This window comes from Nonomuraea sp. NPDC003707 (assembly GCF_053587055.1).
Genome location: NZ_JBSFNK010000021.1, coordinates 176,642 through 200,148 on the forward strand (window position 1 = coordinate 176,642; position 23,507 = coordinate 200,148).

25 protein-coding genes are annotated in these 23,507 nt (G+C 68.7%); 5 read left to right on the forward strand and 20 right to left on the reverse strand.

Annotation, left to right across the window (positions count from 1 at the left end):
* Positions 1-51 precede the first annotated feature (51 nt).
* Positions 52-3,378, forward strand: coding sequence for a S8 family peptidase (locus ACWDRB_RS41480; protein ID WP_449903379.1), 3,327 nt, complete (start codon positions 52-54; stop codon positions 3,376-3,378).
* A gap of 42 nt (positions 3,379-3,420) precedes the next feature.
* Here ACWDRB_RS41480 and ACWDRB_RS41485 read toward each other — a convergent pair whose 3' ends face one another.
* From ACWDRB_RS41485 to ACWDRB_RS41515, 7 genes are all read right to left on the reverse strand, one after another.
* On the reverse strand, positions 3,421-4,452 hold the full coding sequence (locus tag ACWDRB_RS41485; RefSeq protein ID WP_449903381.1) for a hypothetical protein: 1,032 nt from the start codon (positions 4,450-4,452) through the stop codon (positions 3,421-3,423).
* On the reverse strand, positions 4,449-4,940 hold the full coding sequence (locus tag ACWDRB_RS41490; RefSeq protein WP_449903382.1) for a hypothetical protein: 492 nt from the start codon (positions 4,938-4,940) through the stop codon (positions 4,449-4,451). Before ACWDRB_RS41490 ends, ACWDRB_RS41485 begins: the two co-directional genes overlap by 4 nt.
* A 3-nt stretch (positions 4,941-4,943) precedes the next feature.
* Positions 4,944-6,167 (reverse strand): macrolide family glycosyltransferase, encoded by a 1,224-nt coding sequence (locus ACWDRB_RS41495; protein WP_449903384.1) that lies wholly within the window; start codon positions 6,165-6,167, stop codon positions 4,944-4,946.
* Positions 6,164-7,132 carry a patatin-like phospholipase family protein gene (locus tag ACWDRB_RS41500; RefSeq protein WP_449903387.1) on the reverse strand — a complete coding sequence of 323 codons (969 nt, stop codon included), beginning with the start codon at positions 7,130-7,132 and terminating at the stop codon, positions 6,164-6,166. The genes ACWDRB_RS41495 and ACWDRB_RS41500 overlap by 4 nt, the downstream gene beginning before the upstream one ends.
* Before the next feature lie 235 nt (positions 7,133-7,367).
* The gene (locus tag ACWDRB_RS41505) at positions 7,368-8,216 is read right to left on the reverse strand and encodes an oxidoreductase (protein ID WP_449903389.1); all 849 of its coding nucleotides are present in this window, start codon (positions 8,214-8,216) and stop codon (positions 7,368-7,370) included.
* Positions 8,217-8,707: 491 nt separating this feature from the next.
* Positions 8,708-9,427 (reverse strand): TetR/AcrR family transcriptional regulator, encoded by a 720-nt coding sequence (locus tag ACWDRB_RS41510; RefSeq protein WP_449903391.1) that lies wholly within the window; start codon positions 9,425-9,427, stop codon positions 8,708-8,710.
* Between the two features lie 93 nt (positions 9,428-9,520).
* Entirely contained in the window at positions 9,521-9,685 is a 165-nt protein-coding gene (locus tag ACWDRB_RS41515; RefSeq protein WP_449903393.1) for a hypothetical protein, read from the reverse strand.
* A 12-nt stretch (positions 9,686-9,697) separates the two neighbouring features.
* Here ACWDRB_RS41515 and ACWDRB_RS41520 point away from each other — a divergent pair, with 12 nt between their 5' ends.
* Complete coding sequence (locus ACWDRB_RS41520) at positions 9,698-9,832, forward strand: hypothetical protein (RefSeq protein WP_449903396.1); 135 nt, start codon at positions 9,698-9,700, stop codon at positions 9,830-9,832.
* Positions 9,833-10,084: 252 nt separating this feature from the next.
* Positions 10,085-10,849 carry a substrate-binding domain-containing protein gene (locus ACWDRB_RS41525; RefSeq protein ID WP_449903398.1) on the forward strand — a complete coding sequence of 255 codons (765 nt, stop codon included), beginning with the start codon at positions 10,085-10,087 and terminating at the stop codon, positions 10,847-10,849.
* An 85-nt stretch (positions 10,850-10,934) separates the two neighbouring features.
* Here ACWDRB_RS41525 and ACWDRB_RS41530 read toward each other — a convergent pair whose 3' ends face one another.
* The gene (locus tag ACWDRB_RS41530; RefSeq protein ID WP_449903400.1) at positions 10,935-11,585 is read right to left on the reverse strand and encodes a DUF3159 domain-containing protein; all 651 of its coding nucleotides are present in this window, start codon (positions 11,583-11,585) and stop codon (positions 10,935-10,937) included.
* On the reverse strand, positions 11,582-12,784 hold the full coding sequence (locus ACWDRB_RS41535; RefSeq protein WP_449903403.1) for an FAD-dependent oxidoreductase: 1,203 nt from the start codon (positions 12,782-12,784) through the stop codon (positions 11,582-11,584). Before ACWDRB_RS41535 ends, ACWDRB_RS41530 begins: the two co-directional genes overlap by 4 nt.
* Positions 12,785-12,887: 103 nt before the next feature.
* Here ACWDRB_RS41535 and ACWDRB_RS41540 point away from each other — a divergent pair, with 103 nt between their 5' ends.
* Entirely contained in the window at positions 12,888-13,523 is a 636-nt protein-coding gene (locus tag ACWDRB_RS41540; protein WP_449903405.1) for a TetR/AcrR family transcriptional regulator, read from the forward strand.
* A gap of 347 nt (positions 13,524-13,870) precedes the next feature.
* Here ACWDRB_RS41540 and ACWDRB_RS41545 read toward each other — a convergent pair whose 3' ends face one another.
* The 6 genes from ACWDRB_RS41545 to ACWDRB_RS41570 form a co-directional block, all read right to left on the reverse strand.
* Complete coding sequence (locus ACWDRB_RS41545) at positions 13,871-15,520, reverse strand: CotH kinase family protein (RefSeq protein ID WP_449903407.1); 1,650 nt, start codon at positions 15,518-15,520, stop codon at positions 13,871-13,873.
* Between the two features lie 10 nt (positions 15,521-15,530).
* On the reverse strand, positions 15,531-16,208 hold the full coding sequence (locus ACWDRB_RS41550) for a DUF4956 domain-containing protein (RefSeq protein ID WP_355199756.1): 678 nt from the start codon (positions 16,206-16,208) through the stop codon (positions 15,531-15,533).
* A 6-nt stretch (positions 16,209-16,214) separates the two neighbouring features.
* Positions 16,215-17,150 (reverse strand): VTC domain-containing protein, encoded by a 936-nt coding sequence (locus ACWDRB_RS41555; protein WP_449903409.1) that lies wholly within the window; start codon positions 17,148-17,150, stop codon positions 16,215-16,217.
* Positions 17,151-17,236: 86 nt separating this feature from the next.
* The gene (locus ACWDRB_RS41560) at positions 17,237-18,694 is read right to left on the reverse strand and encodes a sensor histidine kinase (protein ID WP_449903411.1); all 1,458 of its coding nucleotides are present in this window, start codon (positions 18,692-18,694) and stop codon (positions 17,237-17,239) included.
* Positions 18,691-19,392, reverse strand: coding sequence for a response regulator transcription factor (locus ACWDRB_RS41565; RefSeq protein WP_397370550.1), 702 nt, complete (start codon positions 19,390-19,392; stop codon positions 18,691-18,693). Before ACWDRB_RS41565 ends, ACWDRB_RS41560 begins: the two co-directional genes overlap by 4 nt.
* Positions 19,393-19,446: 54 nt before the next feature.
* Entirely contained in the window at positions 19,447-19,692 is a 246-nt protein-coding gene (locus ACWDRB_RS41570; protein ID WP_449903414.1) for a hypothetical protein, read from the reverse strand.
* A 440-nt stretch (positions 19,693-20,132) separates the two neighbouring features.
* Between ACWDRB_RS41570 and ACWDRB_RS41575 the strand changes: the two genes are divergently transcribed.
* A complete protein-coding gene (locus tag ACWDRB_RS41575; protein ID WP_449903416.1) occupies positions 20,133-21,065 on the forward strand; it encodes a hypothetical protein in 933 nt (310 codons plus the stop codon).
* Positions 21,066-21,133: 68 nt separating this feature from the next.
* Here ACWDRB_RS41575 and ACWDRB_RS41580 read toward each other — a convergent pair whose 3' ends face one another.
* From ACWDRB_RS41580 to ACWDRB_RS41600, 5 genes are all read right to left on the reverse strand, one after another.
* Positions 21,134-21,331 carry a hypothetical protein gene (locus ACWDRB_RS41580; RefSeq protein WP_449903418.1) on the reverse strand — a complete coding sequence of 66 codons (198 nt, stop codon included), beginning with the start codon at positions 21,329-21,331 and terminating at the stop codon, positions 21,134-21,136.
* Between the two features lie 20 nt (positions 21,332-21,351).
* Positions 21,352-21,579, reverse strand: coding sequence for a hypothetical protein (locus ACWDRB_RS41585; protein WP_449903420.1), 228 nt, complete (start codon positions 21,577-21,579; stop codon positions 21,352-21,354).
* Positions 21,580-21,630: 51 nt separating this feature from the next.
* A complete protein-coding gene (locus tag ACWDRB_RS41590) occupies positions 21,631-21,990 on the reverse strand; it encodes a hypothetical protein (RefSeq protein WP_449903422.1) in 360 nt (119 codons plus the stop codon).
* Between the two features lie 185 nt (positions 21,991-22,175).
* A complete protein-coding gene (locus ACWDRB_RS41595; RefSeq protein WP_449903424.1) occupies positions 22,176-22,862 on the reverse strand; it encodes an SDR family NAD(P)-dependent oxidoreductase in 687 nt (228 codons plus the stop codon).
* Positions 22,863-23,094: 232 nt separating this feature from the next.
* Positions 23,095-23,487, reverse strand: coding sequence for an ester cyclase (locus ACWDRB_RS41600; protein ID WP_449903427.1), 393 nt, complete (start codon positions 23,485-23,487; stop codon positions 23,095-23,097).
* Positions 23,488-23,507 lie beyond the last annotated feature (20 nt).

Here is a 23,507-nt window from a genome sequence, read left to right on the forward strand (position 1 = left end):
GCTCGATGTCCTGATCTCAAAATCTTTCCTGCACCATCAGGAAGGAATTTGATGTCCAGGACGTCTCTGCGCCGGCGCCTGCCCGGTCTCTTGCTCACCACCGCCCTGTTAACCGCGAGTCTGACCTCCACCGCGAGCGCGGAGCCCACGCCGAGCGCCGATCCGGCGCCCTCCCGGTGGACCTCCGGCACCCAGTCCACGGCGCCCCGCGGCTCGTGGGTCACCCTGCTGACGGGCGACCGCGTCTATGTCGAGGGGAACCGGGTCTCGATCGACCCCGCTCCCGGCCGCGAAAAGGTCGGTTTCAGCCAGTACGAACGCGACGGGCACCAGTTCGTCGTGCCGAACGATGCCCAGAAGCTGGTGTCGGCCGCCCGGCTCGACCGGCGGCTGTTCGACGTGACCGGGCTCGTCCAGGCCGGATACGACGACGCGCACGTCGACGACGTGCCCACCATCGTGTCGTACGAGGCCAAGGCCGCTGCCCGGGTCAGGTCGGCCGGGAAGGTCACCCGCACGCTGCCCAGCATCGGCGCCGCCGCGGTGAAGGTCGGCAAAGCGAGAGCGCACGAGTTCTGGACCGAGGTGACCGCCGGCCCGGCGACCCAGCGCACCGCGGCGGCCGGCATCGGGCGGATCTGGCTCGACGGCAAGCGCGAGGTCTCGCTGGACCAGAGCGTGAAGCAGATCGGCGCGCCGACCGCCTGGGCGGCCGGATACGACGGCGGCGGGATCACCGTCGCCGTCCTGGACACCGGGATCGACAACTCCCACCCGGACCTGGCCGGGAAGATCGTCGAGGAGAAGAACTTCACCGACGCCGCCGACACCGTGGACACCGTCGGTCACGGCACGCACGTCGCCTCCACCATCGCCGGCAGCGGTTCGGCATCGGGCGGAAAGTATCGTGGCGTGGCGCCCGGGGCGAACCTGCTGATCGGCAAGGTGTGCAGCACCCGCAACTGCACCGAGTCGGCGATCCTGGCCGGGATGGAGTGGGCCGCCGAGCGGGCGAAAGTGGTCAACATGAGCCTCGGCGGCACCGACTTCCCGGGCGTCGACGTCCTGGAGGAGGCGGTGAACCGCCTGACCGCGACCACCGGCACGCTGTTCGTCGTGGCCGCGGGCAACGAGGGCCGCAACGGCGGTGTCTCCTCGCCGGCCACCGCGGACGCCGCGCTCGCCGTGGGCGCGGTCGACAAGCAGGATGCCCTGGCGTCATTCTCCAACCGCGGGCCGCGCGTCGACGGCGCGATCAAGCCGGACATCACCGGGCCGGGCGTGGGCATCGTCGCGGCGCTGGCGAAGGGATCCGACTATCCGGAGTACTCGCCCGGGTACACCCAGCTGAACGGGACGTCGATGGCCACGCCGCACGTCGCGGGAGCCGCGGCGCTGCTGGCGCAGCAGCACCCGAAGTGGACCGGCACCGACCTCAAAGCCGCGCTGGTCGCCACGGCCAAGCCGAACCCGGGCCTGAACGTCTTCCAGCAGGGCGCCGGCAGGGTCGACGTCGGCCGCGCGGTCCAGCAGGCCATCCTGCCCGACGTCACCAGCGTCGCGCTCGGGTCGCAACCGTGGCCGGCCGAAGACGACGTTCCCGTGACGAAGACGATCACCTACCGGAACGACGGCACCGCGCCCGTCACCCTCGACCTCACGACCACGGCGACCGGCCCGGACGGGGTCGTCGCGCCGGCCGGGCTGTTCGCGGCCAGTCCGGCGCGGGCCGTCGTGCCGGCCGGTGGGACCGCGGCGGTCACGCTGACCGCCGACACCCGGGTGCCGTCGGCGACAGGCACCTTCACCGGAATGCTGCTGGCCTCGAACGCCGACGGCGTGTCGGTGCGGACCCCACTGGCGATCACGAAGGGACATGAGACCCGCACCGTCACCTTCAAGCTCACCGACCGCGCGGGCACACCGGCGAGCGACTACGACCTGTCGGTGGTCGGACTCGATCTGGACGTCTTCCAGGTTCCCTACGACGCGTCGGGCACCGTGAAGGCCAAGCTCCGGCCCGGCCGCTACCACGTTCAGGCCACGGTGATCACACCCGACGGGACCTCGACGCTGCTGGCGCAGCCGAACCTCACCGTCGGGCACACCGACGACGGAGTCCTCACGCTCGACGCGCGCCAGGGCACACCGGTGTCGGTGACCGTACCGAAGTCCTCGGCCCGGACCCGGCTGGCCGCGGCCGGTTTCTTCCGCGGCCTGCCGCGCGGATACGGCCTGGCGGCGCGGATCGTCGGCGCCGATTTCGGCAAGCTGTTCACCGCGGACCTGGGTGAGGAGGTGACGGCCGATCAGGGCACGCTGGTGTCGGAGGTGCGCAGTTTCTGGGCCGAGCCGGGCGCCGACGGCACTTTCTACGGCTCGCCGTACGAGTACGACCTCGTGCAGTTCGTCCGCGGGCGGTTCCTCACCGGCTACCGCCACACCGTGCGCCCCAGCGAGCTGGCGACCGTGGTCAACCGCAACCACGGCGTGACCCCGGACAAGCAGCAGGGCTACATGCACAACTTCGGTTTCCCGCCCGAGGGCGGCAGCGCGATGTCGGGACCGATCAGGTATGACGTGCCCAGCACCCGGACCATCTACTACAGCGCGAAGGGCGTGGTCTGGGACAACCGGTGGGAGACGAGCGGAGCGCGCCAGACGCAGTTCTGGTACGACGACACCACCTGGCAGCCGGGCGGGAAATTCGTGGTCGACTGGCAACGCGGACCTGCCGGGCCGAAGTTCAACCCGCGCACGTACGTCGCCCGGGCGGGCAACACGATCATGTTGAACATCCCGCCGTTCGGCGACGACTCCGGGCACACCGGCTACTCGCTGCTCGACGGCGGCCGGGTCGGGTTCTACCGCGACGGCGTCCAGCTGGCCGAGATACCGAAGTACTTCTACGACGCCAGCGGGCCGGTGCCGTCGGCCGAGAGCACCTATCGGCTGGAGTACGACGTCAACCGTACGACCGGCTTCAACGCCTCCACCAAGATCAGCGGTGCGTGGACGTTCAAGTCCGGTGAGGTGAGCACGGACAAGTGGACGTACCTGCCCCTGTCGTCGTTCTCCTTCACGCCGCAGGTCGACCTGGCCAACAGCGCACCGGCCGGCCGGCCGTTCATGCTGCCGGTGAGCCTGAAGGCTCAGCCGGGCTCGGCCGCCTCGCGGACGCGGCGGGTCAGTGTCGAGGTCTCCTACGACGAGGGCGCGACGTGGCGGAAGGCGGTCCTGATCCCGACCGGAACGGACACGTGGCTGGCCACGCTGATCCACCCGGACAAGGGGTCGGTGTCCGTGCGCGCGCACGCGGAGCGGGCCGACGGCGGCACCGTCGACTACACCGTCATCCGCGCCTACAACCTGCGATGACGCCCGGCGGGCCTCGGGCACGTCGCCCGAGGCCCGCCGTTGTCACGCGCTGTCTGTCTCGGACGTCTCGGCCCAGTGGGTCGCCGATGAAGAGGCATTCAACGCCCATCCTGCACTGTGGGCCCGGGTCGGCCCTTCAAGCCACGGATCATCCGTCGCAGCAGGCGCGCCGCAGTGGGCACGGATGAGTTCGATCACAGTGTCGGCGGTGCAGCCGAGGAAGCTGCGGCCATCGGGCAGCCGCGCCTCTGGACTGATGTAGCTGCGCCGCCCCATGTGGGTGGCCGGGTCAAGCCCGTGTACGGTGATCTTTCCGGCGCGGCCGGCCCGGTTCCATCCGCTGCGGCGGAACAGCCGCCAACGCTGAGGGAAGATCCAGGTGCTGACCCGCTCGATCCAGTCGCTCGCGCTGGTGAGCTGATGCAGGTGATCGGCGTGCGTGAGATCGTTGGCGCCGTTGTGGAACCCACCGATGGTGATCAGCAGGAGCGGTGCCCGCAGCCGGGTGTGCAGTTCTTCAACCGCGCCGGTGGCGACCTGGGCGCCACCGCTGTAACTGAGCAGCACCACGGGTATGCCGCTGTCGGGCTGGTACCCCGCCCGGCGCAGCTGGTTGACGATCTGGGTGCCCACGGCGCGGTTGTACAGGGGACGGTACCTGTGGTCGGCGGCCACGAAGATCTGCATGACGTTGTGCAGGAACAGCAGGAGCCCGATGCGGTGACGGAGCCACGCCCACACCGGCCGGTCGGCGAGCGGGTCGGCCAGCGGAGAGTAGGGCTGCACCTGACCCAGCACCCGCAGCTCGGGCGCACCGGCGATCAGGGCTTGGACAAGCTGGCCCCCGTCGCGGGTGTCGCGGAAGCGACGTTTCCCGATGCCGTCCAGATAGACCAGGTAAGCGTCCGGAGGACGATCGGGATCCGCACCTCGGGCATAGGGGATGCCCTCCGGCAGCTCGGTGGCAGGAGTACGCCAGCCGACGGTGTAGGCCGTGACCTCGTAGCGGGCGAGCAGAGCTTCGGCGAGCAGGACCGGACCAAGCAGCAGGACGAGAAGCGGGATCTCGATCATGTGACCAGCTCCTGCGACCCGGTAGTGTTGATCTTCACGACCAGGCGCCGTACAGCATCGATGGCGGCCGCCAGCCCGACTCCGGCGACGGCCACGCAACCCGCGGCAGCCCACCAGCCCAGCCCCGTCGCGGTGGCGAGCGGGGCGACGAGGCCGGCCCCGACTCCCCCGAGGAGCAGCAGGTGCAGCAGGGGCCCGAGCAGCGGGAACGCGAGGACGGCGGCGAGAAGTAGCGGAGCGACCAGGCCGGGTGTCCAGGTCAACGCGGCAACGACCGACAACGGAGCGGACAGCACCAGCTCGGCAAGGGTCCATGCGGTCAGCGGCCACAGAGCGAACGCAGCGCCCTCGACCAGGGCACCGGTCAGCATGAGCAGGATCGCATGGGGCCGCGACACGCCGGGCCGGCGAGCCACCAGGGGCAGGAACCGCCCGACGGCCTCGGACAGGCCGGCGAACAACAGCAGGACGACAACGACGGGTGACATCGCTCAGTGCTCCCGTGTCGAGTCCGCCGGGTCCGGCCGGCTGCCACGGCCGGCCCGGTGCAGGTAGCGCTCGAGTTCGTCGGCGGCGCGCAGACAGCCGCCGGCCGCGCGCTGGTCGACCTGCAAGCGGGCCGCCGCGGCCCGGAAGCGTGGCTCGTCGAGCAGGCGTCGGGCGAGGGCGTTCACGGGTCCCGCCGCGGCGTCCTGGGGACGGATCGACAGCCCGGCGCCGAGCTCGACCACCTGCCGGGCCACGAGCGGCTGATCTGCGCCCTGCGGGACCACCAGCATCGGAACCCCGGCGTACAGGGCCTCGTTGACGCTGTTCATCCCTCCGTGAGTGACGAACAGCGCAGCACGGGCCAGCACCTCGAGTTGCGGTACGAAGCGGCGAGCATGCACGTTGTCCGGCAGCGGATCCAGCGCGGCTGGATCCGTCTCTCCGGTGGAGATGATCACGGTGCCGCCCAGTGGTGCCAGCGCGGTGGCGAAGTTACGCAGCAACCGCGGGGCGGCTTTCAGCACCGTGCCCACCGAGGCGTACAGCACCGGAGCTTGCAGGCTGTCGGCCGGGAACGACGGGTCGGGTGGACGGACGCCAATGCTCGGGCCGACGAACTGGTACGACCGGTCGAAGGCGTCGACGCCGGGCTGGAACGCGCGCGAGGTGAAGACCAGGTTGAGCGGCTGCCGTACGTTCGCCAGGTCCAGCAGCGGCAACCCACGGGTGTCGTGGCGGCGGTACAACTCCCACCGCGACCGCAGGTAGCCCCGGACATTGCGGGGCCGGGCCGCCGCCGCGGCCAGCAGCTCCCACGAGGCGGCGGTGGGGCTGGGCGCATACCTGTTGAACGCGAACGTGGTGAACAACGCTGCCGCCGGCACCCCGAGTTCGCGGGCGGCGACTGCGCCCCAGGGGCAGGCGGCGCCGTGGACGATCAGGTCAGGCCGGATGCGACGCAGATCGGAAAGCACAGGCGGCAGCAGACCGACGGCAGTGCGCGCAAGCCCGTCCAGCATCGTGAGGGGTATCGGCGGATCGGGAAGCGGTTGGTCACCCCCGGGGTAGAGGCACACGGCCGCACCGGTGGCCTCGATCTCCTTCGAGAACGCGGGCGAGGTGTGATACGTGACGAAGTGGCCACGGCGGACAAGCTCGGCTACGACCGGCAGCGTCGGATTGACGTGCCCGTGCATGGCGATGTTGAGGAACGCGATGGTACTCACCGGCCGACCCCCGCTGCGGAGGCGGTCCGTGCCTGGCCCAGGCCGGCCGGTGCCGCAGGAGACCCGTCAACCCGATACAGGCCGGGCCCACTGATGCGCAGCCCGTCGAGAAAGCGGCCCGCTTCGAGGCAAGCAGTCTCGATCAGTCGGTGGGATTGGCCGAAGTCCCACGGGGCGGGCCAGGCCTCGATGCCGGTCGGCAGCACGACGGTCGGAATCTGTTCGGATACGTCGTGCAGGTCGCGCTCGATCTGATGGTGCCACAGCAGTTGCCCTGCCCGGGCGGCGACCGCGCCGGCCCGCAGGGGAGGGACGATCGGGCGCAGCGGACAGCTCGCCGGCCCGGTCGACAGCACCAGCACGCTGGCCGCCCCTGCTTGCAGAGCAGCCCGTACCGGGACGTAGGCGATCACCCCGCCGTCGACAAGCGTCCGGCCGTCCCGTTCCACCGGGGGCAGGACCCCCGGAACGGCCGCGCTGGCCAGCAGCGCGGACTCGAGATCTCCATGGTCGAGCAGCACCTGGTCGCCGGTGGCCAGATCCGTTGCCACCGCGGCGAAGGGGATCTCCAGCTGTTCGATCCGCGACGGCAGCTCCGCCCGAGCGATCAGTCTGCGCAGGCCGCGGTCCGCGCAGATGCTGGCCCGCGAGGACAGATAGCCGAACGGAAACACCTGACGGCGACGCGCCTGGGTCCACACGCGATCCAGCCATGGTGCGGCCTTGCCGGGGTGTGCGGCCGCGATCGCTCCGTTGAGGGCTCCCACCGAGGTGCCGATGATCAGTTCCGGGACGAATCCTCGCTGCTCCAATGCCCACCCGACGCCGACCTGCGCAGCCCCGAGCACTCCCCCGCCCCCGACCACCACCGCCACGGGACGGGGAAGGGCGCGCAAACCCACCGGCTGCGGGCCCGCGTCCGGGCGGCTCGATGACGAGGAGCGCGTCCTCTCGTCGTCCGTCATGGCTTGACGCTGCGCATCGCCGTGACCACCCGGCGAGTCGCCCTCGCTGACGCCATTGAGGGCCGAGGAGGCCAATCTCCGGCGATATGTAACCCTCATGCTCCGCCCTCTCTCACCACGGCGCTCGATTCCTCAACCAAGACCGGGCGGTCACCGAATCGGTGACTCCGTCGGCCAACTTGTTCGTCTGAGTCGTCGCCGCGAAGGGGGGAGCGAACGATGCGGCCCGTTGCGATCAGGTCAGGTCGGCGAGGTCCTCCTCGGTGAGGGTGATCGACCGGGCGGCCAGGTTCTCCTCCAGATGGGCCACGGAACCGGTGCCCGGGATGGCCAGGACGATCGGGGACAGGGCCAGCAGCCAGGCCAGGGCGATCTGTTGGACGGTGGCGCGGTGCCGCGCGGCGACCTTGACCAGGGCGGGGTCGTTGAAGTCGGCCCTGCCGCCGCCGAGGGGGAAGAAGGGGACGAAGGCGATGCCGGCCTGCGTGCAGGCGTCCAGGACGGCCGTCTCGTCATGGTTGGCGATATGGAAGTCGTTCTGGACGGCCGTGACGGGAGCGATCGTGCGGGCCTCGGCGAGATGGCCGGCATCGACGTTGCTGATGCCCAGGTGGCGGATCAGGCCCTGCTCGCGGAGCGAGGCGAGCGCCTCGAAGCGTTCGGCGAGCGACTCGCCGTGGGGCGGCCCCACCGTGCCGATGCGCAGGTAGACCAGGTCGAGGCGATCCAGGCCCAGGCTCTGGAGGTTGGCTTCGACCTGGGGCCGAAGATCGGCGGCGGTGCCCTGGCCGGGACCGCCGGGACCGAAGACCGGGCCGACCTTGGTGGCGATGACCAGATCGTCCGGGTACGGAGACAGAGCCTCACGGATCAGGGTGTTGGCGCGTACCGAGCCGTCCTGGGTGCGGTAGAAGTCGGCGGTGTCAATGTGGTTGACGCCGAGTTCAACGGCTCGGCGCAGGACGGCGCGACCGGACTCGGGGTCGCGGGCGGGTCCGCCCAAGCCGCTCTGGGGTAGGCGCATGGCGCCGAAACCGAGCCGGTCGATCATACGGTCGCCGCCGAGGCGGAACTGGTTGGTCATGTCTCTTCTCGTGGTGTGTGGTGCCTGGAGAAAACGGGGCCGCCACTTCGGTCGGCGCCGAAGCGGGGCACCCTCGTGGCACGGGCCGGGACATCCGTGCAGCGCTTCTGGTTCTACACATCCACTACCGTATCATTTGCGATAGTATCAATCAATACTAATTTTGCGAGGAAGGTGACTCGCGCGGGAACGACCGCGAACCTCGCGGTCGTTTACTGCTCCACCACAGGAACGATCTACACGCCGGCCGACGAGGTACGGGCCGGTGCCAGGGCCGAGATCAGCCTGCGGCGCGCCCAGGAGAGGGTGGACGGCGGCAACTCCGCCCGTGTCGGCTCGCCAACGCCACTGGCCGTTCGTTGTCGATCAAGCCCCAGATCGCGCCGGATCCAGTGAGACAGGACACGACTGGCCATGTTGGACGGCACGCGGCCCGGCCTACGCTGCGTCGGCTGATCCGCAGCTGAACGGCACGGCCTTGAGGGCGCGGGTCATCTGGTTCCGGCGGCGCCCGCCGCAACGAGTCCCAGGAGGTTGTCGTGAATCTCGGTGAACCGGGCCCGCACCGCTTCCGCGGCCTTGGCGACATCGCGCGCGGCGGGGTCTCGACGCCGTTCGAGCAGCAGGTGGACGGTGTCGGCGAGTGCGGTTTCGGGATCGTCGACGCTGAGCGGGCCTGCGACATCGGGGTCGTTCATGACGGTGCTGAACCCGACCAGCATGGCGTGCAGGGCGTACATCTGCCTGGACAGCGGGAGATCGTCGCGCACGATCCCGTGGTCGCGCAGGATCGTCACGACCGCGTTGCCCAACGCGCTCGGGGTGGCCTCGACGAAGCGCTCCCGGTCGGCGGGGCGGTGGAGCAGCTGCCGCAGGGCGCTGTCGTTGCTCATGAGCCACCGCAGCCACGGGTTGCCCAGGGTCGTGCGGATGAGCAGCGGAGCGAGACGGCGGGGCAGGACGGACTGCGGGTCCTGGGCGATCTGGTTGTTGATGGTCTCGAGCCAGGCCAGTACCTCGCGCGCGACCAGCCCCACGAGCAGGTCTTCCTTGGTCTCCCAGTACAGGTAGACCGTGCCCTTGCCCACGCCCGCGGCCGCGGCGATCTCGGCGATGGTCACCTTGCGGACGCCGTGTTCGAGGACCAGCTCGCGCGCGCTGTCGAGGATTCTGGCCGCCTTGACGGAGTCGTGTTCGATCAGCCGGCTCACCGTCGTGGTTCCTCCCCTTCGCTCTTCGGCGGCATGATGCTACCGGGCTTCACGGAGGTGAACCCAACCGTGCGGCGGGCCCCGAGGCCCGGGTCACCTCAGGCCGATGTCGACCGTCTTCATCCGGGAAGCCTTGCTGCGGTGCTCGGCCTCCGAGAGGAGCGTTCTGCCGAGCGTCGTCCCCGCGACGTGGTCGAAGACGAACCGGATCCCGTACTCGGTGCGGTCGGCCGGGACGAAGAGCTTGCGCATGGCCATGCCGGAGCCCTGGTGGAACTCGATGAAGGGCGGAGTTTCGCCTCCCAGACCCGCAGCGCCCGCGGCACGTCTCCGGGATACCGCTCCAGCATCGTGCCCAGCATGTCGGCCCCGGCCAGGCCGCTGGAGGCCCCCATCCCGGAGTAGAGGGTCAGGCACCAAGCCGAGTCGCCGACGAGCACCACCCTGCCCTGGTGCCACGTGTCGAGCCGCACCTGCTCGGCGGTGTCGAACAGGTGATCCGGCGCCTGCTCGAACTGGTCGAGCAGCCAGCCGAGCTCCCGTCCCCGTCGGCAGTCCGCTGCGGTAGATGGTCCAGGCGGATTGACGACTCGCGGCCCGGGGAGGGAGACGTGGCCGAGCGCGAAGGCGTCCCGGGCCGCAAGGTCACGCGCAGAGATGTGGCACGCCGCGCACCCTCAAGTCCGGCTCCGCCCGTACCATCGCCCTGGACTTCCCGGAAGACGACGATGCTCCCGTGTACACCAACCCGTTCTTCACGGAGTTCGCCCACGCCGTCGAGAAGCGGCGCGATCACGGGGATACGCGCTCTACGTGACGACCGACGCTCCCGAGCCGGGCAAGCTGCTTGAGCGGTTCCGCGAGCTCGCCGCCCGCCAGGTCGACGGAGCGCTCATCGTGCCGGGTTCGCGTTCGGTGGACGCATCCGGACTTGACCTGGTCGGCCTGCCGTGGGTGCAGCCGAACACGACAAGTCCGCTGCCCGGGGTCGACCTCTATCGGGGCGCGTTCGAAGCGACCGAGCACCTGATCGCTCACGGGCACCAGCGTGTCGGGTTCGTCGGAGGTGGAGCCGAGGAGCCGCGGCATCGTGGCTGGCGCGACGCCTGCGCCACACACGGCGTGGTCGCCTCGCCAGGCCTGTACGCACCGTTCACCCGCGAAGGCGGCTACCGGGCCGGCCTCGAACTCGCCGCGGCGGACGACCGGCCCGGCGCGATCTTCGCTTCCTCCGACCTCATCGCGCTCGGCGTCCTCCGGGCTCTCCACGAGCAGGAGGGTGCAGGTTCCGGAGGGGATTATGGGGGATCTTGGCGTAGTTCTCGCCAGGCTGCAACCCGAGCCTCGTGTGCGGCCGTCATCCCGGTGCGGCGGGCGCCCGGATCGCTTCACCGTGGCCGTGGTGTTCGTCGTCGGGGGTGACGTAGCCGATGCCCCCGTGCAGCCGGACGGTGTTGTAGAAGGTGCGGCGTGCCGGAACATCCAACGGCCGAACCGGTTGCAGCTGTTAACCGCGGATCGGCATGGGAGCTGTGGGTTCAGCCCCCGTGGGGTCCGCTTCGGCGCGCAGGATCCGCCAGCTCACATAGGCGCAGGCGGCGGTTGCGGGCATGGTCAGCAGTGTGCTGGCGATCCCGAGCACGATCACGTTCCCGGCCAGGTAAAGAGGCACCATCAACGTGCCGCCGAGGGCGAATTTCGCCACGAAGACCGCCGTGCACTTCTGGTAGCGGCGCCGCCTCGCACGATCGCGCCGCCAGGTGAACCGTTCACCGCGCGCTTGCCCCACCACCAACCCGATCACCGGCCACCCCACCAGCATGGATACCAGGAACACGGCCCCGCCGACCACGGTGGCCAGCACACCGACAAGGTAGAAGTTGACCCCGTCCCCGGTACTCCCGGCCAAGAACGCAGACACGCCCACCGTGAGCAGCCCGCCGGCTGCCTGCCAGTACTTTCGGTCGGTCCACACCCGGGCCACCGCGAAGACGAACACACCGCCGACCGCGATCAGGGCGGAGATCACTACTCGGCCGGTCATCAGATAGGCAACCACGAACAGCGCTCGGGATGCAATGGATTCCGCGAGCGTGCGCCAGCCGCCCACTACGGCGAACAAGGACAGCGACTTCTGCGTCAGCATGTTGAAGTTCATGTGCCGACCACCGCACCATTGGATCCGCCGGATCCGCCGGGGGTGGGAACCATACGGGGGGTGTCTCCGGTGACGTCGGGGGTGGGGAAGCTGTCGCGGCGCATCGCGTCCTCGTAAGCACCGATCGCGGCGCGCAGACTCTGCCGCCCACGGGAGGCCTGGACCAGTTCATCGCAGAGGCGGTGCGCATCCTGCATCGCCAAGTTGCCGCCGAAACCCGGTGCCACGTGGATCGCATCGCCGATGACCGTCACCGGAGCAGCCGGCCATGCCGGCATCGGCGGGATCAGCCCGCCCCGCAGCGCGACCGTGAGGTTCGGCCATGCGTTGTCGACGAGCATCCGCAACGTCGGGTGAAAACCGGCGGACACTTCCTGGGCCCGGCGCCACACCGTGGCCGGTGATTCGGCCGAACCGAGCAGTTCCTGCGTGACGGGCAGCGCCCACATCATGTAGTCCTCGGCATCGGCGACGACGCGGGAGCGCAGAGCAGGCAGCCACTCCTGACTCGCGGCGACCGGCGGCCGGCTGAACCGCAGCACGCCCATCGCCATCATCGTGCCGTGCGCCTGTGCGTTGGCGGGGCTGTGGCCGATCAGTTCGGGTAGCCCGGTACCGGCCATGGCCCGCAGTGGTGTCGCGCCCATCAGCATGCGTTTCCCCGTGTCGACCACCCGTACGTGAGGCAGGTACTGGCGGCGAACGGCCGAACCGATGCCGTCCGCACCGACCAGCACGTCCGCGGTGTCCGTGCTGCCATCGGCGAACCACGATCGGACGGTCCCGTCGGGCCGCTGTTCGAACCGCGTGAACTCCGCCCCGAACCGCACCGTGTCCTCCAGTCCGGTCAGCAACACCGCCCGCAACAGCGGCCGGTGTACCTGCCGACCGGGCCGCGCCGGTCCCGATGTGCCGTCCAGCGGCTGGCTCCGCTCGACCACAAGCCTTCCATCTGCTTCGGACAGGAGCAGCCTCTGTTCGCGCGGTCCGCCCATGGTGGCTTCCGCCATCGCCACGTGCGGCGGCGGTAAGCACGCCCGCAGCGCAGCCGTTCCACGGTCATCGAAATGCAGGCTGATGCCCTGCGGGCGCCCCTGCTCCGCTTCCCGCTCGTATACCACGACCTCGATTCCCGCCCGTCGCAACCCGTGGGCCAGCGTCAACCCACCAAGCCCCGCACCTACCACGACCACCTTCACCCTGCCGACCTTTCTTCACCGGTTGATGAAGTTCAAGGTATCACGCACCGGGCGAATGGCTTCACCAAGCGATGAGGAAAGAACCGATAGACTCGCCCCTGTCATGACAGAACACAGTCCCTCTGCTCGCCCCGGACGCTGGCGATCCGGCGCGGAAAGCAGGCAACGGATCCTGGAAGCCGCCCGCGCACTGTTCCGCGAGCACGGCTATGGCGGCACGACCGTGCGCGCTGTCGCCGCCCAGGCGGGGGTCGATCCGGCCATGGTGTTCTACTTCTTCAAAACCAAGCAGGGCGTGTTCGCCGCGGCCACGGAGATGCCCCCCCATCTGCTGTCAGCCATCGAATCGATCTTCACTGGCGGCCTCGATGACATCGGCGAACGCATCATCCGGACGCTCTTGGAGAACCTGGACAAATCCAGCCGCACGCCGCTCGTGATGCTCACCCGGTCAGCCCCCACTCACGAGGCGTCCGAAGCACTACTCCGCGAATTCATCGACCGGGAAATCACCAGTCGGCTTGCGGCGATGCTCGACACGCCTGACGCCGCGCTACGGGCCGGCATGGTGAACGTCCAGATCCTGGGCCTCGCAGTAGCGCGTTACATCGTACGACTCGAGCCGATCGCCTCCGCGTCCACCGATGAACTGGTGGCCCGCCTCGGCCCGGTCGTGCAGCAGTGCCTCACCGGACAGGGGGCTACTACCACTACCAACACGCCGGGCAGTGGAAGGTGATCGACCGTGCCAACGCGGCGGCAGGGAAGATCCTTTCCTGCCGATGCTCGGGGATCATGGCCGTCGCTCCACGGCCCACCTCGTCCACCTGCCAGGAGGTGTGATGGAGCATGGACACGGGGTCTTCTGAACCGTCACGTCGTGGTGCTCGGTCGAGCAGCGCATGAAGGTGGTCACGCCGGGGACGATCGGCAAGCGCACCTCGGCACCCGTTCCCGGATCACGCACGGTGAGCGTGACGGTGGTCAGGCGATGGAGTCCATGATGTGTTTCCTTGAGCGGCCCTCGCAGGTGATGATGGGTCCGCCGGGGCTCTGAGGCGCGGCGGACCCATCGCTGCGGAGGTGTTACGTGCCGCTGATCGCCTTGTCCGAGCCCAAGGTCTTGGTCCGGGTCTGCAGGAAGGTACGCAGGGTCTTCGCCTCTTCCTCGATCTTGGCGGTGTCGGCCTTCTCGTTCAGCTTGTAGGCCGCGACGAGGTCGTCGAGCAGGCCGGAGGCGGTGCCGCCGGCCAGCAGTTTGGTGTACAGGGCCCGGTACTGCTCCTCATAGAGCTTCTTGAAGGTGGCGTTCGCAAGGAACTTCTCCTTCAAGGGATGGCCCATGCGCATCATGCCGCCGCCACCTTCCGGGCGCGTCTGCTCGCCGCCGTCGGACGGAGTGAAGCCCCGAGCCTGCTGGGATTGCTGACCTTGCTGCTGGGTCTGCTGGGGGCGTCCCCGGCCGAAGCCCATGCTGATCGTGTCGTTCACGCCGCTCTCCGCGTTGCCGCTGAACGCGAGGTTGAGGTCCCAGGTGACGACCTTGAACTTCTTGGCGTCCAGGTCGTACCACAGGTAGTAGTTACGCCCGGGCCCCGCCATGTCGTCGAAGTTCACCATGAGGTTCTGCAGGACCAGGTACCGGGCGAACGACTCCACATCCAGGCGCTCGTCGAGACCCTCGGCGAACTCGGCGTCGGAGGCTTCGTTCACCCACCTGACCAGGTCGATGACCGGCTGCAGGTCCTTGCCGCCGACCTTGTTGATCTGCTTGAAGTCCTCGGTGTACTCGGTCTGGTCCTCGCCCTTGTAGTCGAAGGACCCCGAGGCCAGCGACTTGTACAGCACGCCGTTGCCGAGACCTTCGGCGTATCCCTCGTCCAGGTACTCCACCAGCAGCCGCGGCGCGGCAGAGCGGTCGTTGACCGTGAAGGAGGCGTAGGTGGAGCTCTGGGTCGGCTCGCCGGCGGCGCCGACCACCGAGGTGCCCAGCGCCTCGTTCAGCATCGCCGTCGAGCTCGTCGAGGCCGGGCGCACGGCCATCTGGCTGTGGCCCTGGTAGCGGCGGCCGTCCACGAACTCGTCGAAGCTGATCAGCCACGGCAGGTTCTCCGGCTCCTCGCCCTTGAGCTGGGCGCCGAAGCCCCCCGGCCCGCCACCACCGCCGAAGCCGCCATCGCGGCCGGTCTGTGGCTGCCCGGCCGGGGATCGCGTGGCCTGGGGTTGCCCGGCCGCGGGCTGTCCATCGCCAGGCGGTTGAAAGCCCTCGGGAGGCTGGAAGCCCTCCGGCAGCCCTTCGGGCCGCCGGCCGCCCCCGGGCATGCCGCGCTGCTTGGACTGCCCCTTCCAGGTCAGCCCCATCAGGGTGGAGTTGCCTTTGAGGCGGACGCCCACGCTGGGGATGCGGGTGCCGTCGATGGTCAGGTCCGCCTCGACGTACTCCTTCTCGCCGTCCTTGAAGTACTCCGTCAGCATGTCCTCGTACGCCGCGTCGGTGAAGGTGAGCTTCACGTCGTGCGCCACGGAGGCGTCGAACAGGTCCTTGGTGCCGGTCAGGTTCGTGACGACGGTCTCGGTCTCGGCGGCCTGGGCGCTGGTTACGTATGGGCGGATGGTTCCGCTGCCGAACACGCCCCAGCACGCCGCCAGGAACGCCGTGCACAGCGCGACCAGTTTCCAGTTGTGCCGGAGCTTGACGGGGATGCGGTGCTTGAGCCGTTTGGGCTGTGCTGTCATGCGCGTGCCCCTACAGGTCGGTCTGGTCGTATCCGGTCAGGACGGTGACCGACTGGCCGTGGTTGCGCTCGCGCAGGGCGGCGATGACGTCCGACGGCTCGCTGCCCTTCTTGATCTTGACGGTGTACATCAGCTCCGTGAGCGCGCCGGCCCTGATGGACTCCATGCTGACCAGCTCGAACTCGTCGGTGTGGCGCACCAGGACGTCCTGGATGGCGTGGGTGTAGTCGTCGTCGGAAGGCACCTGCACCTTGACGACCTGGCGGCGCACGTTGAGCTGGAACCAGTTGAACCGGTGCATGACCATGATGATCAGCGAGATCGCCACGGCGGCCACGATGGCCAGCAGGTAGAAGCGGGTGCCGACGGCCATGCCGACGCCCATCACGAGGAAGATGAACCCGACGTCGCGGGTCTCTTTGATGGCGTTGCGGAAGCGGACCACCGACAGGGCGCCGACCAGGGCGAAGGCGCGGGCGATGTTCGAGCCGACGACCAGCATGATGAGCGAGATCAGCATGCCGAGGATGACCAGCGTCTGCACGTACGACTGGCTGTAGGAGACGTTGCGGTGCGTCGCCCGGTACACCCAGCCGATCATCGCGCTGAGCACGAACGAGAGGGACATCGCGATCGCGATGTCAGCCACGCTGAACGTGCCGGACAGGTCCTGGAAGGAGAAGTCCATGGGGGGTCATGCCTCCGAGAGAACGGTCGACCGGCGGCGGTCGAGGTCAAGGTCGTAGCCGGCACCGTGGCCGGCGTCCTGGTGGGCGTCGTGGCCGGGGATGTGGAAGATCGAGCGCGGGGCCAGCCCGTGGGCCTCGACGCTCTGGCAGTACTTGGAGACCCGCACCACCTGCAGGTTCCGCTTGGCGGTGAGGTCGGTCAGCCAGTACGGCACGCGCTCGTTCGCCTTGACCTCCACGATCGCCTTGCGGGCGGGCACGATGAGCCGGTTCTCGGCGTCGGCGCCGAGGTGGAAGTCCCGGTCACGGCCGCGGATGCGGCGGTCGAAGGTGACGCGCAGGCCCACGTCGGCGTCGCGGCCCACGTACGCGTGCCGCTGGTATCCGGTCATCGCGACGGCCCGCAGGTCCAGGCGCAGCACCAGGTCGAGCACCTCCTCCAGGAAGGCCCGCTGGGATGGGTCGTGCTCGACCATCTGCCGCCCGTCGCACAGGCGCAGCGCGTCGGTGTACGGCAGCTGTACCCGCCGCTTCTGAGTGACCCGATTCACCCGCTGCTTGATCTCGATGAACACCGGGGTGTCCAGGTTCACCGAGAACCGGTCACCGTAGTGGCGGATGCGCAGCTTTCTGCGGAACTTCAACCCCTCGATCTTCTCCCAGTAGAAGCGGAGCTGTCGGGTGTCGTAGTAGACGCTCCAGATGCCGTAGCCCGCGTCGCCGCTGTACCGGTCGCGATCCAGCCGCTGCTCGATCTCCTCCCGCAGCTCGACCGCCTCTGCCGCGTCCACGAGGTACTTGATCTCGTACCGGTTGAAGGCGTGCAGCTTGCTCGGCGCCCGCAGCCGGTGACCCAGCTCATCGTCCACCTCGGCACCGGACACCGGCCGATCAGCGCCGTCAGCGGCGGAAACCGCTCGTTTGCGGAACCTTTCCAGCATGTCCCTCCTTTCGTCAGCACACATCCGACAGCATGAAGCTGGGAATAATGTGTGAACCGAATCTGACGTGAAGGTGAACGGAGGGTTCAGCCGTCTTCGGGCTGCTTGAGTGGCAGGAGCACGCGGAAGGTGGTGCCGCGGCGCGGGGTGCTCGTCACCTCGATCCGGCCGTGGTGCGCCTGCACGAGCGCCGCGGCGATGGCCAGGCCCAGCCCGGTTCCACCGCTGTCGCGAGAGCGGCCCGCATCGGCGCGGTAGAAGCGGTCGAACAGGTACGGCAGGTGCTCGGGATCGATGCCCTGACCTTCGTCGCGCACCTCGATCAGCGCGGCCCTGGCGTGGGGGGCGGGTCCGGAGCCGACGTGCACCACCCCGGGAGCGGGCACCCCGGCGACCGCGCGCGGGCCGACTTCGACCCGGACCTCCGCTCCCGGGGCCGTGTGCTGGATGGCGTTGCCGACCAGGTTGGCGATGACCTGGTGCAGCCGGTGTTCGTCGCCGAGCACGAACACCGGTTCGTCGGAGACGGCCAGCCGGATGGGCCGATCGCGGTCTCGGGCCCGGGCGGCGTGCACCACGTCCCCGGCCAGCACGTGCAGGTCCACGACGGCAGGCTCCAGCGTGGGCTCCTGGTCCATGCGGGCCAGCAGCAGCATGTCCTCGACCAGGACGCCCATGCGGGCGGCTTCGGCCTCGATCCTGCGCAGCAGGCGCTCGGCCGCCGGGTCCCGGGGGCCTTGGCCGTGGTGGTAGAGCTCGGCGAAGCCCCGGATCGAGGTGAGCGGCGTGCGCAGTTCATGGGAGGCGTCGGCGACGAAGTGCCGCAGTCGCCGTTCGGAGCGTTCGGACTCGCGCAGCGCCATCGCCAGGCGCTCCAGCATGATGTTGAGCGCTCTGCCGAGCCGCCCGCTCTCGGTTGTCGGGTCGGTGTCACCGACTCTGCGGTCGAGGTCTCCGCCGGCGATGGCCTCGGCCGTACGTTCCATGCGGGTGAGCGGGCGCAGCCCCAGGCGCACCACCGCGAGGGCGAGCGTGCCGAGCAGCAGCAGCACCAGGCTGCCCACCGCCACCTCGATGATCAGGATCTGGTGCACGGTCGCCTGGTTGGGCTCCAGCGACATCGACACCGCCAGTCTGGTGCCGTCGGGCAGGTCCTTCACCAGCACGCGCCACTGCTCCGACCCCGTCCTGGCGGGCACGGTGACGGGACCTCGCGCGACCGTGAAGATCACGGCAGGGGGGATGGCCGGGCCATTCGTGTTCTCCGTGGGCAGGTTGCGCAGCAGAGCCCCGGAAGGACTGTAGAAGGCGATCCTGAACTGCGTCGGAAGCTCAACGGCCCGGCCCATGTCGACCCGCGGCGGAGGGGGTACCGGGCGCCGGCCGAACGTGGTGGCCGCTTCGGTCAGCTGGGCGTCCACCCTCGCCAGCAGCGATCGGTCCAGGAGCAGCACGCTCGCCGTGGCGAAGGCCGCCAGTCCGGCGGCGCACAGCCCCAGCAGCGCGATCAGCAGCCGATGCCGCAGGGGCAGGGCCGGTTTCACGAGGGTCCCTGCAGCCGGTAGCCGACCCCACGCAACGTGTGGATCAACGGCGGGCCATCGGCGTCGATCTTGCGCCGCAGGTAGCTGATGTAGGACTCGACGATCCTGCTCTCGCCGTCGAAGTCGAAGTCCCACACGCGGTCAAGGATCTGCGCCTTGCTGACCACCCGCTCGGCGTTGATCATCAGGTAGCGCAGCAGGCTGAATTCCGTCGGTGACAGATGAATCGGCCGCCCGGACCGCCGCACACTGTGGGCCTGCTCGTCGAGCTCCAGATCCGCGTACCGCAGCACGCCGTCGTCGGCCTGCTCCTCCACGGGCCGCGTCCTGCGCATGATGGCCCGTAGCCGCAGCACCACCTCTTCGAGGCTGAACGGCTTGGTCACGTAGTCGTCGCCACCGGCGGTCAGCCCCGCGATCCGGTCGGACACCGTGTCCCTGGCGGTCAGGAACAGCATCATGGGGCTGTCGCCGGCTTCGCGCAGTTTGCGGGCGACCGCGAACCCGTCCACGCCGGGCATCATCACGTCCAGCACGATGATGTCAGGCCGCTCGCGGGCCACCTCCGCCAGCGCCTGGCGTCCGTCGGAGGCGGTCCGCACGGCGAAGCCGTTCAGCTCCAGAGCTTCGGACAGCAGCTCGCGAATGTTCGGCTCGTCATCGACGACCAGGACTTTCGCGGCAGGTTGTTCGTTCACGACCTCGTTCTACACGCTCATGGTGAGAGCTACGTGTGAAGCGTCGCCGCCGCATCAGTAGAGGGTCTGGCCACCGCCGAACGGCCACCTGTCCGAGGTGACGCTCTGCTGCTCCGCGCCGCCGTACTCCGATGCGGGCACGGCCTCGCAGGTGCTGGTGATCCAGGTCGTACGGGACGCCCCGCTTCCCCGCCCGCCCACCATACGTTCCTGGCCGGAGCCGCTCAGGACGTAGCGCAGCTCGCCTGCCTTGACCCAGCGGTCGAGCTGCTCGGCGTTCGGCGCGGGGTCGGACCCCATGAATCCGCCTGACCCGCCCCGCCGGTCGGCTCCGGGCATGCCACCCGAACCGCCTCGCCCTGCCGCGATCGGCATTGCGCCTGCCGATAAGTTCCATCCGCCCAGGTCTTGGCCCTGTTGTAGCGTTCTACGAAAGATCCGTGATCTTCAGCAGAAGACCGAGCCTTCCTCGCCGCTCTCCTGGCACCGCTGCCCCACGACGCTCCTCGTTCGGCCCGATACCGTCGTGCGGTGGCACCGCGATCTGATGAAACGACGCCATGCTCGCGCCTGCATCCTCGATATTCGAATCGTCGGCGCCGAAGGCCCTGTTGTCGCATCGGAAGTTCGGAATCCATCGCTCCCAGCCCGTGCGCGGTCCACTTCCCTTGCGGAAACACGCCGACCGTTTTGCTGTCCGCCGTCTGGGGCGATATGCCGGGAAGGCTAGGATTCCGCGCATGCAGCGCCCCCTCGCCCACAAGTCGGCCGTCGGCCTGCTTGCCATCCTCTGGCCCGGCCTCATCGGTGGCGTCGTGCTCGTCTGGCGGAACGATGCCGCCCCCTTTGAGATCTTCGCGGGGGTGTTCTGGAGCTCGGTCTGGTACTTCTGGCTTGCCCGGATCTGGCTGGGCGGCCCGATGGCGATCGGGCTGATGCGCAAGGCGCTCTTCGCGATCTGCCCGATCATGATCGCCGCCACCGCCGTGGCCATCGGCATCACCGACGGCGAGGTGTACCCGTCGCAGATGATCGGGGTCGCGGCCGCGTTGTGCGGGATCGCCGGCGGGGTGCTGCTCCGCCGGGAGGACGTCAAGAGATGGAGCCTGTCCACCGTCGCGGCGAGGACGGTCCGTCAGCCGCCCGACGGAACCGCCTTCGACCTACGGGCCGTCGCGCTCCGGCAGAACAGGGGTATGTTCGGCTGCCTGATGATCGTCGTCACTGTGCTCATGCTGCTCGTGGTCGGCGTCATCGGCGCGATGTTGCCCGAGGGCCGGGGGATGAACGCCCCGGACTACATCGCCTTCATGGTCGGCGTGGTGCTGGTGGTGATCGTCGGCATCACCGGATATATCCGCATAAATCTCCAGGCCGCAGCCATGGGCGTCCTGACCGTCACCGAGCGGCACCTCAACGAGCACCCCTGGCCCAGGCTCCGTTCGGTCACCCTGTCGTACAAGGGCGAAGCGGCGGTCGTGGACGGAGTCCGCAGGTACCCGTCGGCGCGGCTCGACCTGTCCCTCTACGACCAACCGGACGAGCACCACCTCAGGCTGCCCGACGACGCCACCCTGCACGGCTCGATCGCGGCGGCGCTGTCGACGCACAGCCCCGAGGGCGTCTTCGTCGGCTGGGTCCCGCGAACCGACGCGACACATCCGGTCCGGTGAGTGCCTGAACGAGTTAACCAGTTCAAAACTCATCGCATACGGCTTGAGCTGGGAGTTCTCCGAAAGGGCTACGCGGCTCGGTGGTACTCGTTGATCAACCCGTCGAGTAGCGTCCTGCGCTTGATCGGACCTTCCAGGGGTACGACGGTCCGCCCGTCATGATCGGGCGACAACTGCCGACAGGACCGGTGCGGGCGATGCCCGTTGTAGTGATCGGCATAGTCGATCAGCACCAACCGCAGATGCCGTTCGTCGTAGATCAGCACTCAGCCCGCACGGTGCGCACCTATCGTTCGGCGTAGCAGTTCGCCCGCGGCGTCCGCGGCGGCGTCTTCACCACCGCCACTCCCCCGTCGGCGAAAACCTCGTCGAAGACATCGGTCAACTTGGCGTCCCAGTCACGGATGAGGAAGCGGAAGGAGCCGATCCGCCTCCCAAACTCCATGAGCAGGTTGCGAGCCGGCTGTGCCGTCCAAGCGCCGGTTGGGTCGGCGGTCACACCCAGGATGTGCACGCGCCGGGTGGCACGGTCGCTTCGCTCACGCGGTAGCCGAGCCGGACCAGCTCACCATGCACCCGGCGACATCCCCAGGTCGGGTTCTCCCGTGCCAGGCTCAGCACCAGGTCTCGGACCCGCTTGCTCGTCCTCGGACGGCCGAACCGGCTCGGATATGTCCACCGGCGTCGAACCAGGCGGCGGTGCCAGGCCGGCAGGGTGCCCGGCATCATCAGCCGATGAGCCCGCAGCCCGGGCGACAAGAGCCGCGCCGGCGCAGCCAGGAGCGCTCGATCGGTCCCAGTCCGGCTTCGGCCGGACGACCTGACGCCGCAGCACCGCCATTTCATCCCGCAGCACCAGAATCTCGGCATCCTTGGCCACCTCGCTTCGGCCCAGGAGCACCAGCCGGCCGAACACCCGGATCATGGTGAATGTCCTGATGCTTCAAGCCGTTCTCACCGATGCCGAGTGGGCCGCCCTGCTCACCCCGGTCGACCGGCGCGGCCTGACTCCGTTGTTTCATGAGGGCAATCCGTCGCTGGGTTGTTGTTGCGATTGGAAACGATCGAGGGGCAGCGCGGTCGCGCTGCCCCTCGATCGTTTCCACGCGCCTACCAGCGCAATTCCCCGCTTTCGTCGCGGAACGTTCCTGTTGGACCGTCCGCATCGAGGGTTGCCAGGCGTACGACAGTTCTGGCGCTCTCTTCGGGTGACCTTCCGATTCCGAAGGCCGCGGTCATGTCGGTGGCGGTGGTGCCGGGCTCGATTGCATTGAACTTGATGCCCGGCTGGGCCTTGGCGTACTGAACCGTGAGCATGGTGGCTGCTGACTTGGACGCGGAGTAAAGCGCGAGGGGCAAGTGGAACTCCGGCCGGTCGGGGTTGTTCACTGCCCAAAATGACCCGGCGCTGCTCGAAACGGTGACCACGTTGGGGTTCGATGATCTGCGCAGCAGGGGAAGTGCCGCCTCCGTGACGCGCACGATTCCCACCGCGTTGGTGTCGAACACGCGGAGAGCCGTGGGGCCGTCGATGACTCCGTCTCCCAAGATGCCCGCGTTGTGCACCAGAACGTCGAGCCGGCCCTCAGCCGCGTCGATCGTCGCCAGTGCGCTGCTCACCGATGCGTCGTCGGTCACATCGAGTTGAACGAATCGTGCGCCAAGTGCTGCTGCGGCCTTCTCGCCTCGTTCGACGTCACGCGCGCCGATGTAGACGACGTGGCCCAACTCCAGAAGCTGTTTGGCTGTCTCGAAGCCGATGCCCTTGTTGGCCCCGGTGATCAGTGTGATGGTCATGCTTTTCCTTTCGACATATCTGGAGCGATGCCGCCACGGCCGGCGTCTGACAGCAGCCCGGGCCGGCCGTGTCCGCCCCATGTGTTCGGCTTTCCGATCTATGCCACCGGCCCGGGAAGTCGAGCGCGATGTCGGCCTGAGCCGTGCTGACGGCCGCCACCGCGTTCAGCTGCGCCCGAGACTTGCACTGACCCAGCGGCGTTCTCCGGGTTGCTGACGCCGATCGCGGAGGTCAGCCGGTCAGCTGCCGGTGTAGTTCGCCGGCGTCGTGCAGGGCCGTCATATGCACGAACCGGCCGTCGCGGACCTGATAGATGGCGTACTCGACGATTTCGAACGAGGCGCCGGTGGGAGCCACACCGAGCCACTCCTTCATCGGAGTGCCCGTGTTGACCAGACGCGCGGCCAGGCGGTCACCGTCGAAGAGCAGTTCCTTGAGTTCCCAGTGCAGGTCCGGAACCGCGTCCACGTCAGCCTTCTGAACCGCGATGAGGTCGTCCCGGGTGGCCGGCTCACCGTTCAACGTGGTCCGGTCGTTGATGAACTCGTCCATGCCATCGAACCTGTGGGCGTTGAGCGCCTGGATGTAGCGCAGGTAGAACGCGCGTAGATCGCTGTCGGACATGAGATGACCCTTCTGTTTGG

What these genes read in the sequence shown, in the direction of transcription:
- ACWDRB_RS41480 (WP_449903379.1), top strand. Translation starts at nt 52, where the DNA reads ATGTCCAGGACGTCTCTGCGCCGGCGCCTGCCCGGTCTCTTGCTCACC.
- ACWDRB_RS41485 (WP_449903381.1), bottom strand. Translation starts at nt 4,452, where the DNA reads ATGATCGAGATCCCGCTTCTCGTCCTGCTGCTTGGTCCGGTCCTGCTC.
- ACWDRB_RS41490 (WP_449903382.1), bottom strand. Translation starts at nt 4,940, where the DNA reads ATGTCACCCGTCGTTGTCGTCCTGCTGTTGTTCGCCGGCCTGTCCGAG.
- ACWDRB_RS41500 (WP_449903387.1), bottom strand. Translation starts at nt 7,132, where the DNA reads ATGACGGACGACGAGAGGACGCGCTCCTCGTCATCGAGCCGCCCGGAC.
- ACWDRB_RS41505 (WP_449903389.1), bottom strand. Translation starts at nt 8,216, where the DNA reads ATGACCAACCAGTTCCGCCTCGGCGGCGACCGTATGATCGACCGGCTC.
- ACWDRB_RS41515 (WP_449903393.1), bottom strand. Translation starts at nt 9,685, where the DNA reads ATGGCCATGCGCAAGCTCTTCGTCCCGGCCGACCGCACCGAGTACGGG.
- ACWDRB_RS41525 (WP_449903398.1), top strand. Translation starts at nt 10,085, where the DNA reads ATGTGGCACGCCGCGCACCCTCAAGTCCGGCTCCGCCCGTACCATCGC.
- ACWDRB_RS41530 (WP_449903400.1), bottom strand. Translation starts at nt 11,585, where the DNA reads ATGAACTTCAACATGCTGACGCAGAAGTCGCTGTCCTTGTTCGCCGTA.
- ACWDRB_RS41540 (WP_449903405.1), top strand. Translation starts at nt 12,888, where the DNA reads ATGACAGAACACAGTCCCTCTGCTCGCCCCGGACGCTGGCGATCCGGC.
- ACWDRB_RS41545 (WP_449903407.1), bottom strand. Translation starts at nt 15,520, where the DNA reads ATGACAGCACAGCCCAAACGGCTCAAGCACCGCATCCCCGTCAAGCTC.
- ACWDRB_RS41550 (WP_355199756.1), bottom strand. Translation starts at nt 16,208, where the DNA reads ATGGACTTCTCCTTCCAGGACCTGTCCGGCACGTTCAGCGTGGCTGAC.
- ACWDRB_RS41555 (WP_449903409.1), bottom strand. Translation starts at nt 17,150, where the DNA reads ATGCTGGAAAGGTTCCGCAAACGAGCGGTTTCCGCCGCTGACGGCGCT.
- ACWDRB_RS41570 (WP_449903414.1), bottom strand. Translation starts at nt 19,692, where the DNA reads ATGGGGTCCGACCCCGCGCCGAACGCCGAGCAGCTCGACCGCTGGGTC.
- ACWDRB_RS41575 (WP_449903416.1), top strand. Translation starts at nt 20,133, where the DNA reads ATGCAGCGCCCCCTCGCCCACAAGTCGGCCGTCGGCCTGCTTGCCATC.
- ACWDRB_RS41590 (WP_449903422.1), bottom strand. Translation starts at nt 21,990, where the DNA reads ATGATCCGGGTGTTCGGCCGGCTGGTGCTCCTGGGCCGAAGCGAGGTG.
- ACWDRB_RS41595 (WP_449903424.1), bottom strand. Translation starts at nt 22,862, where the DNA reads ATGACCATCACACTGATCACCGGGGCCAACAAGGGCATCGGCTTCGAG.
- ACWDRB_RS41600 (WP_449903427.1), bottom strand. Translation starts at nt 23,487, where the DNA reads ATGTCCGACAGCGATCTACGCGCGTTCTACCTGCGCTACATCCAGGCG.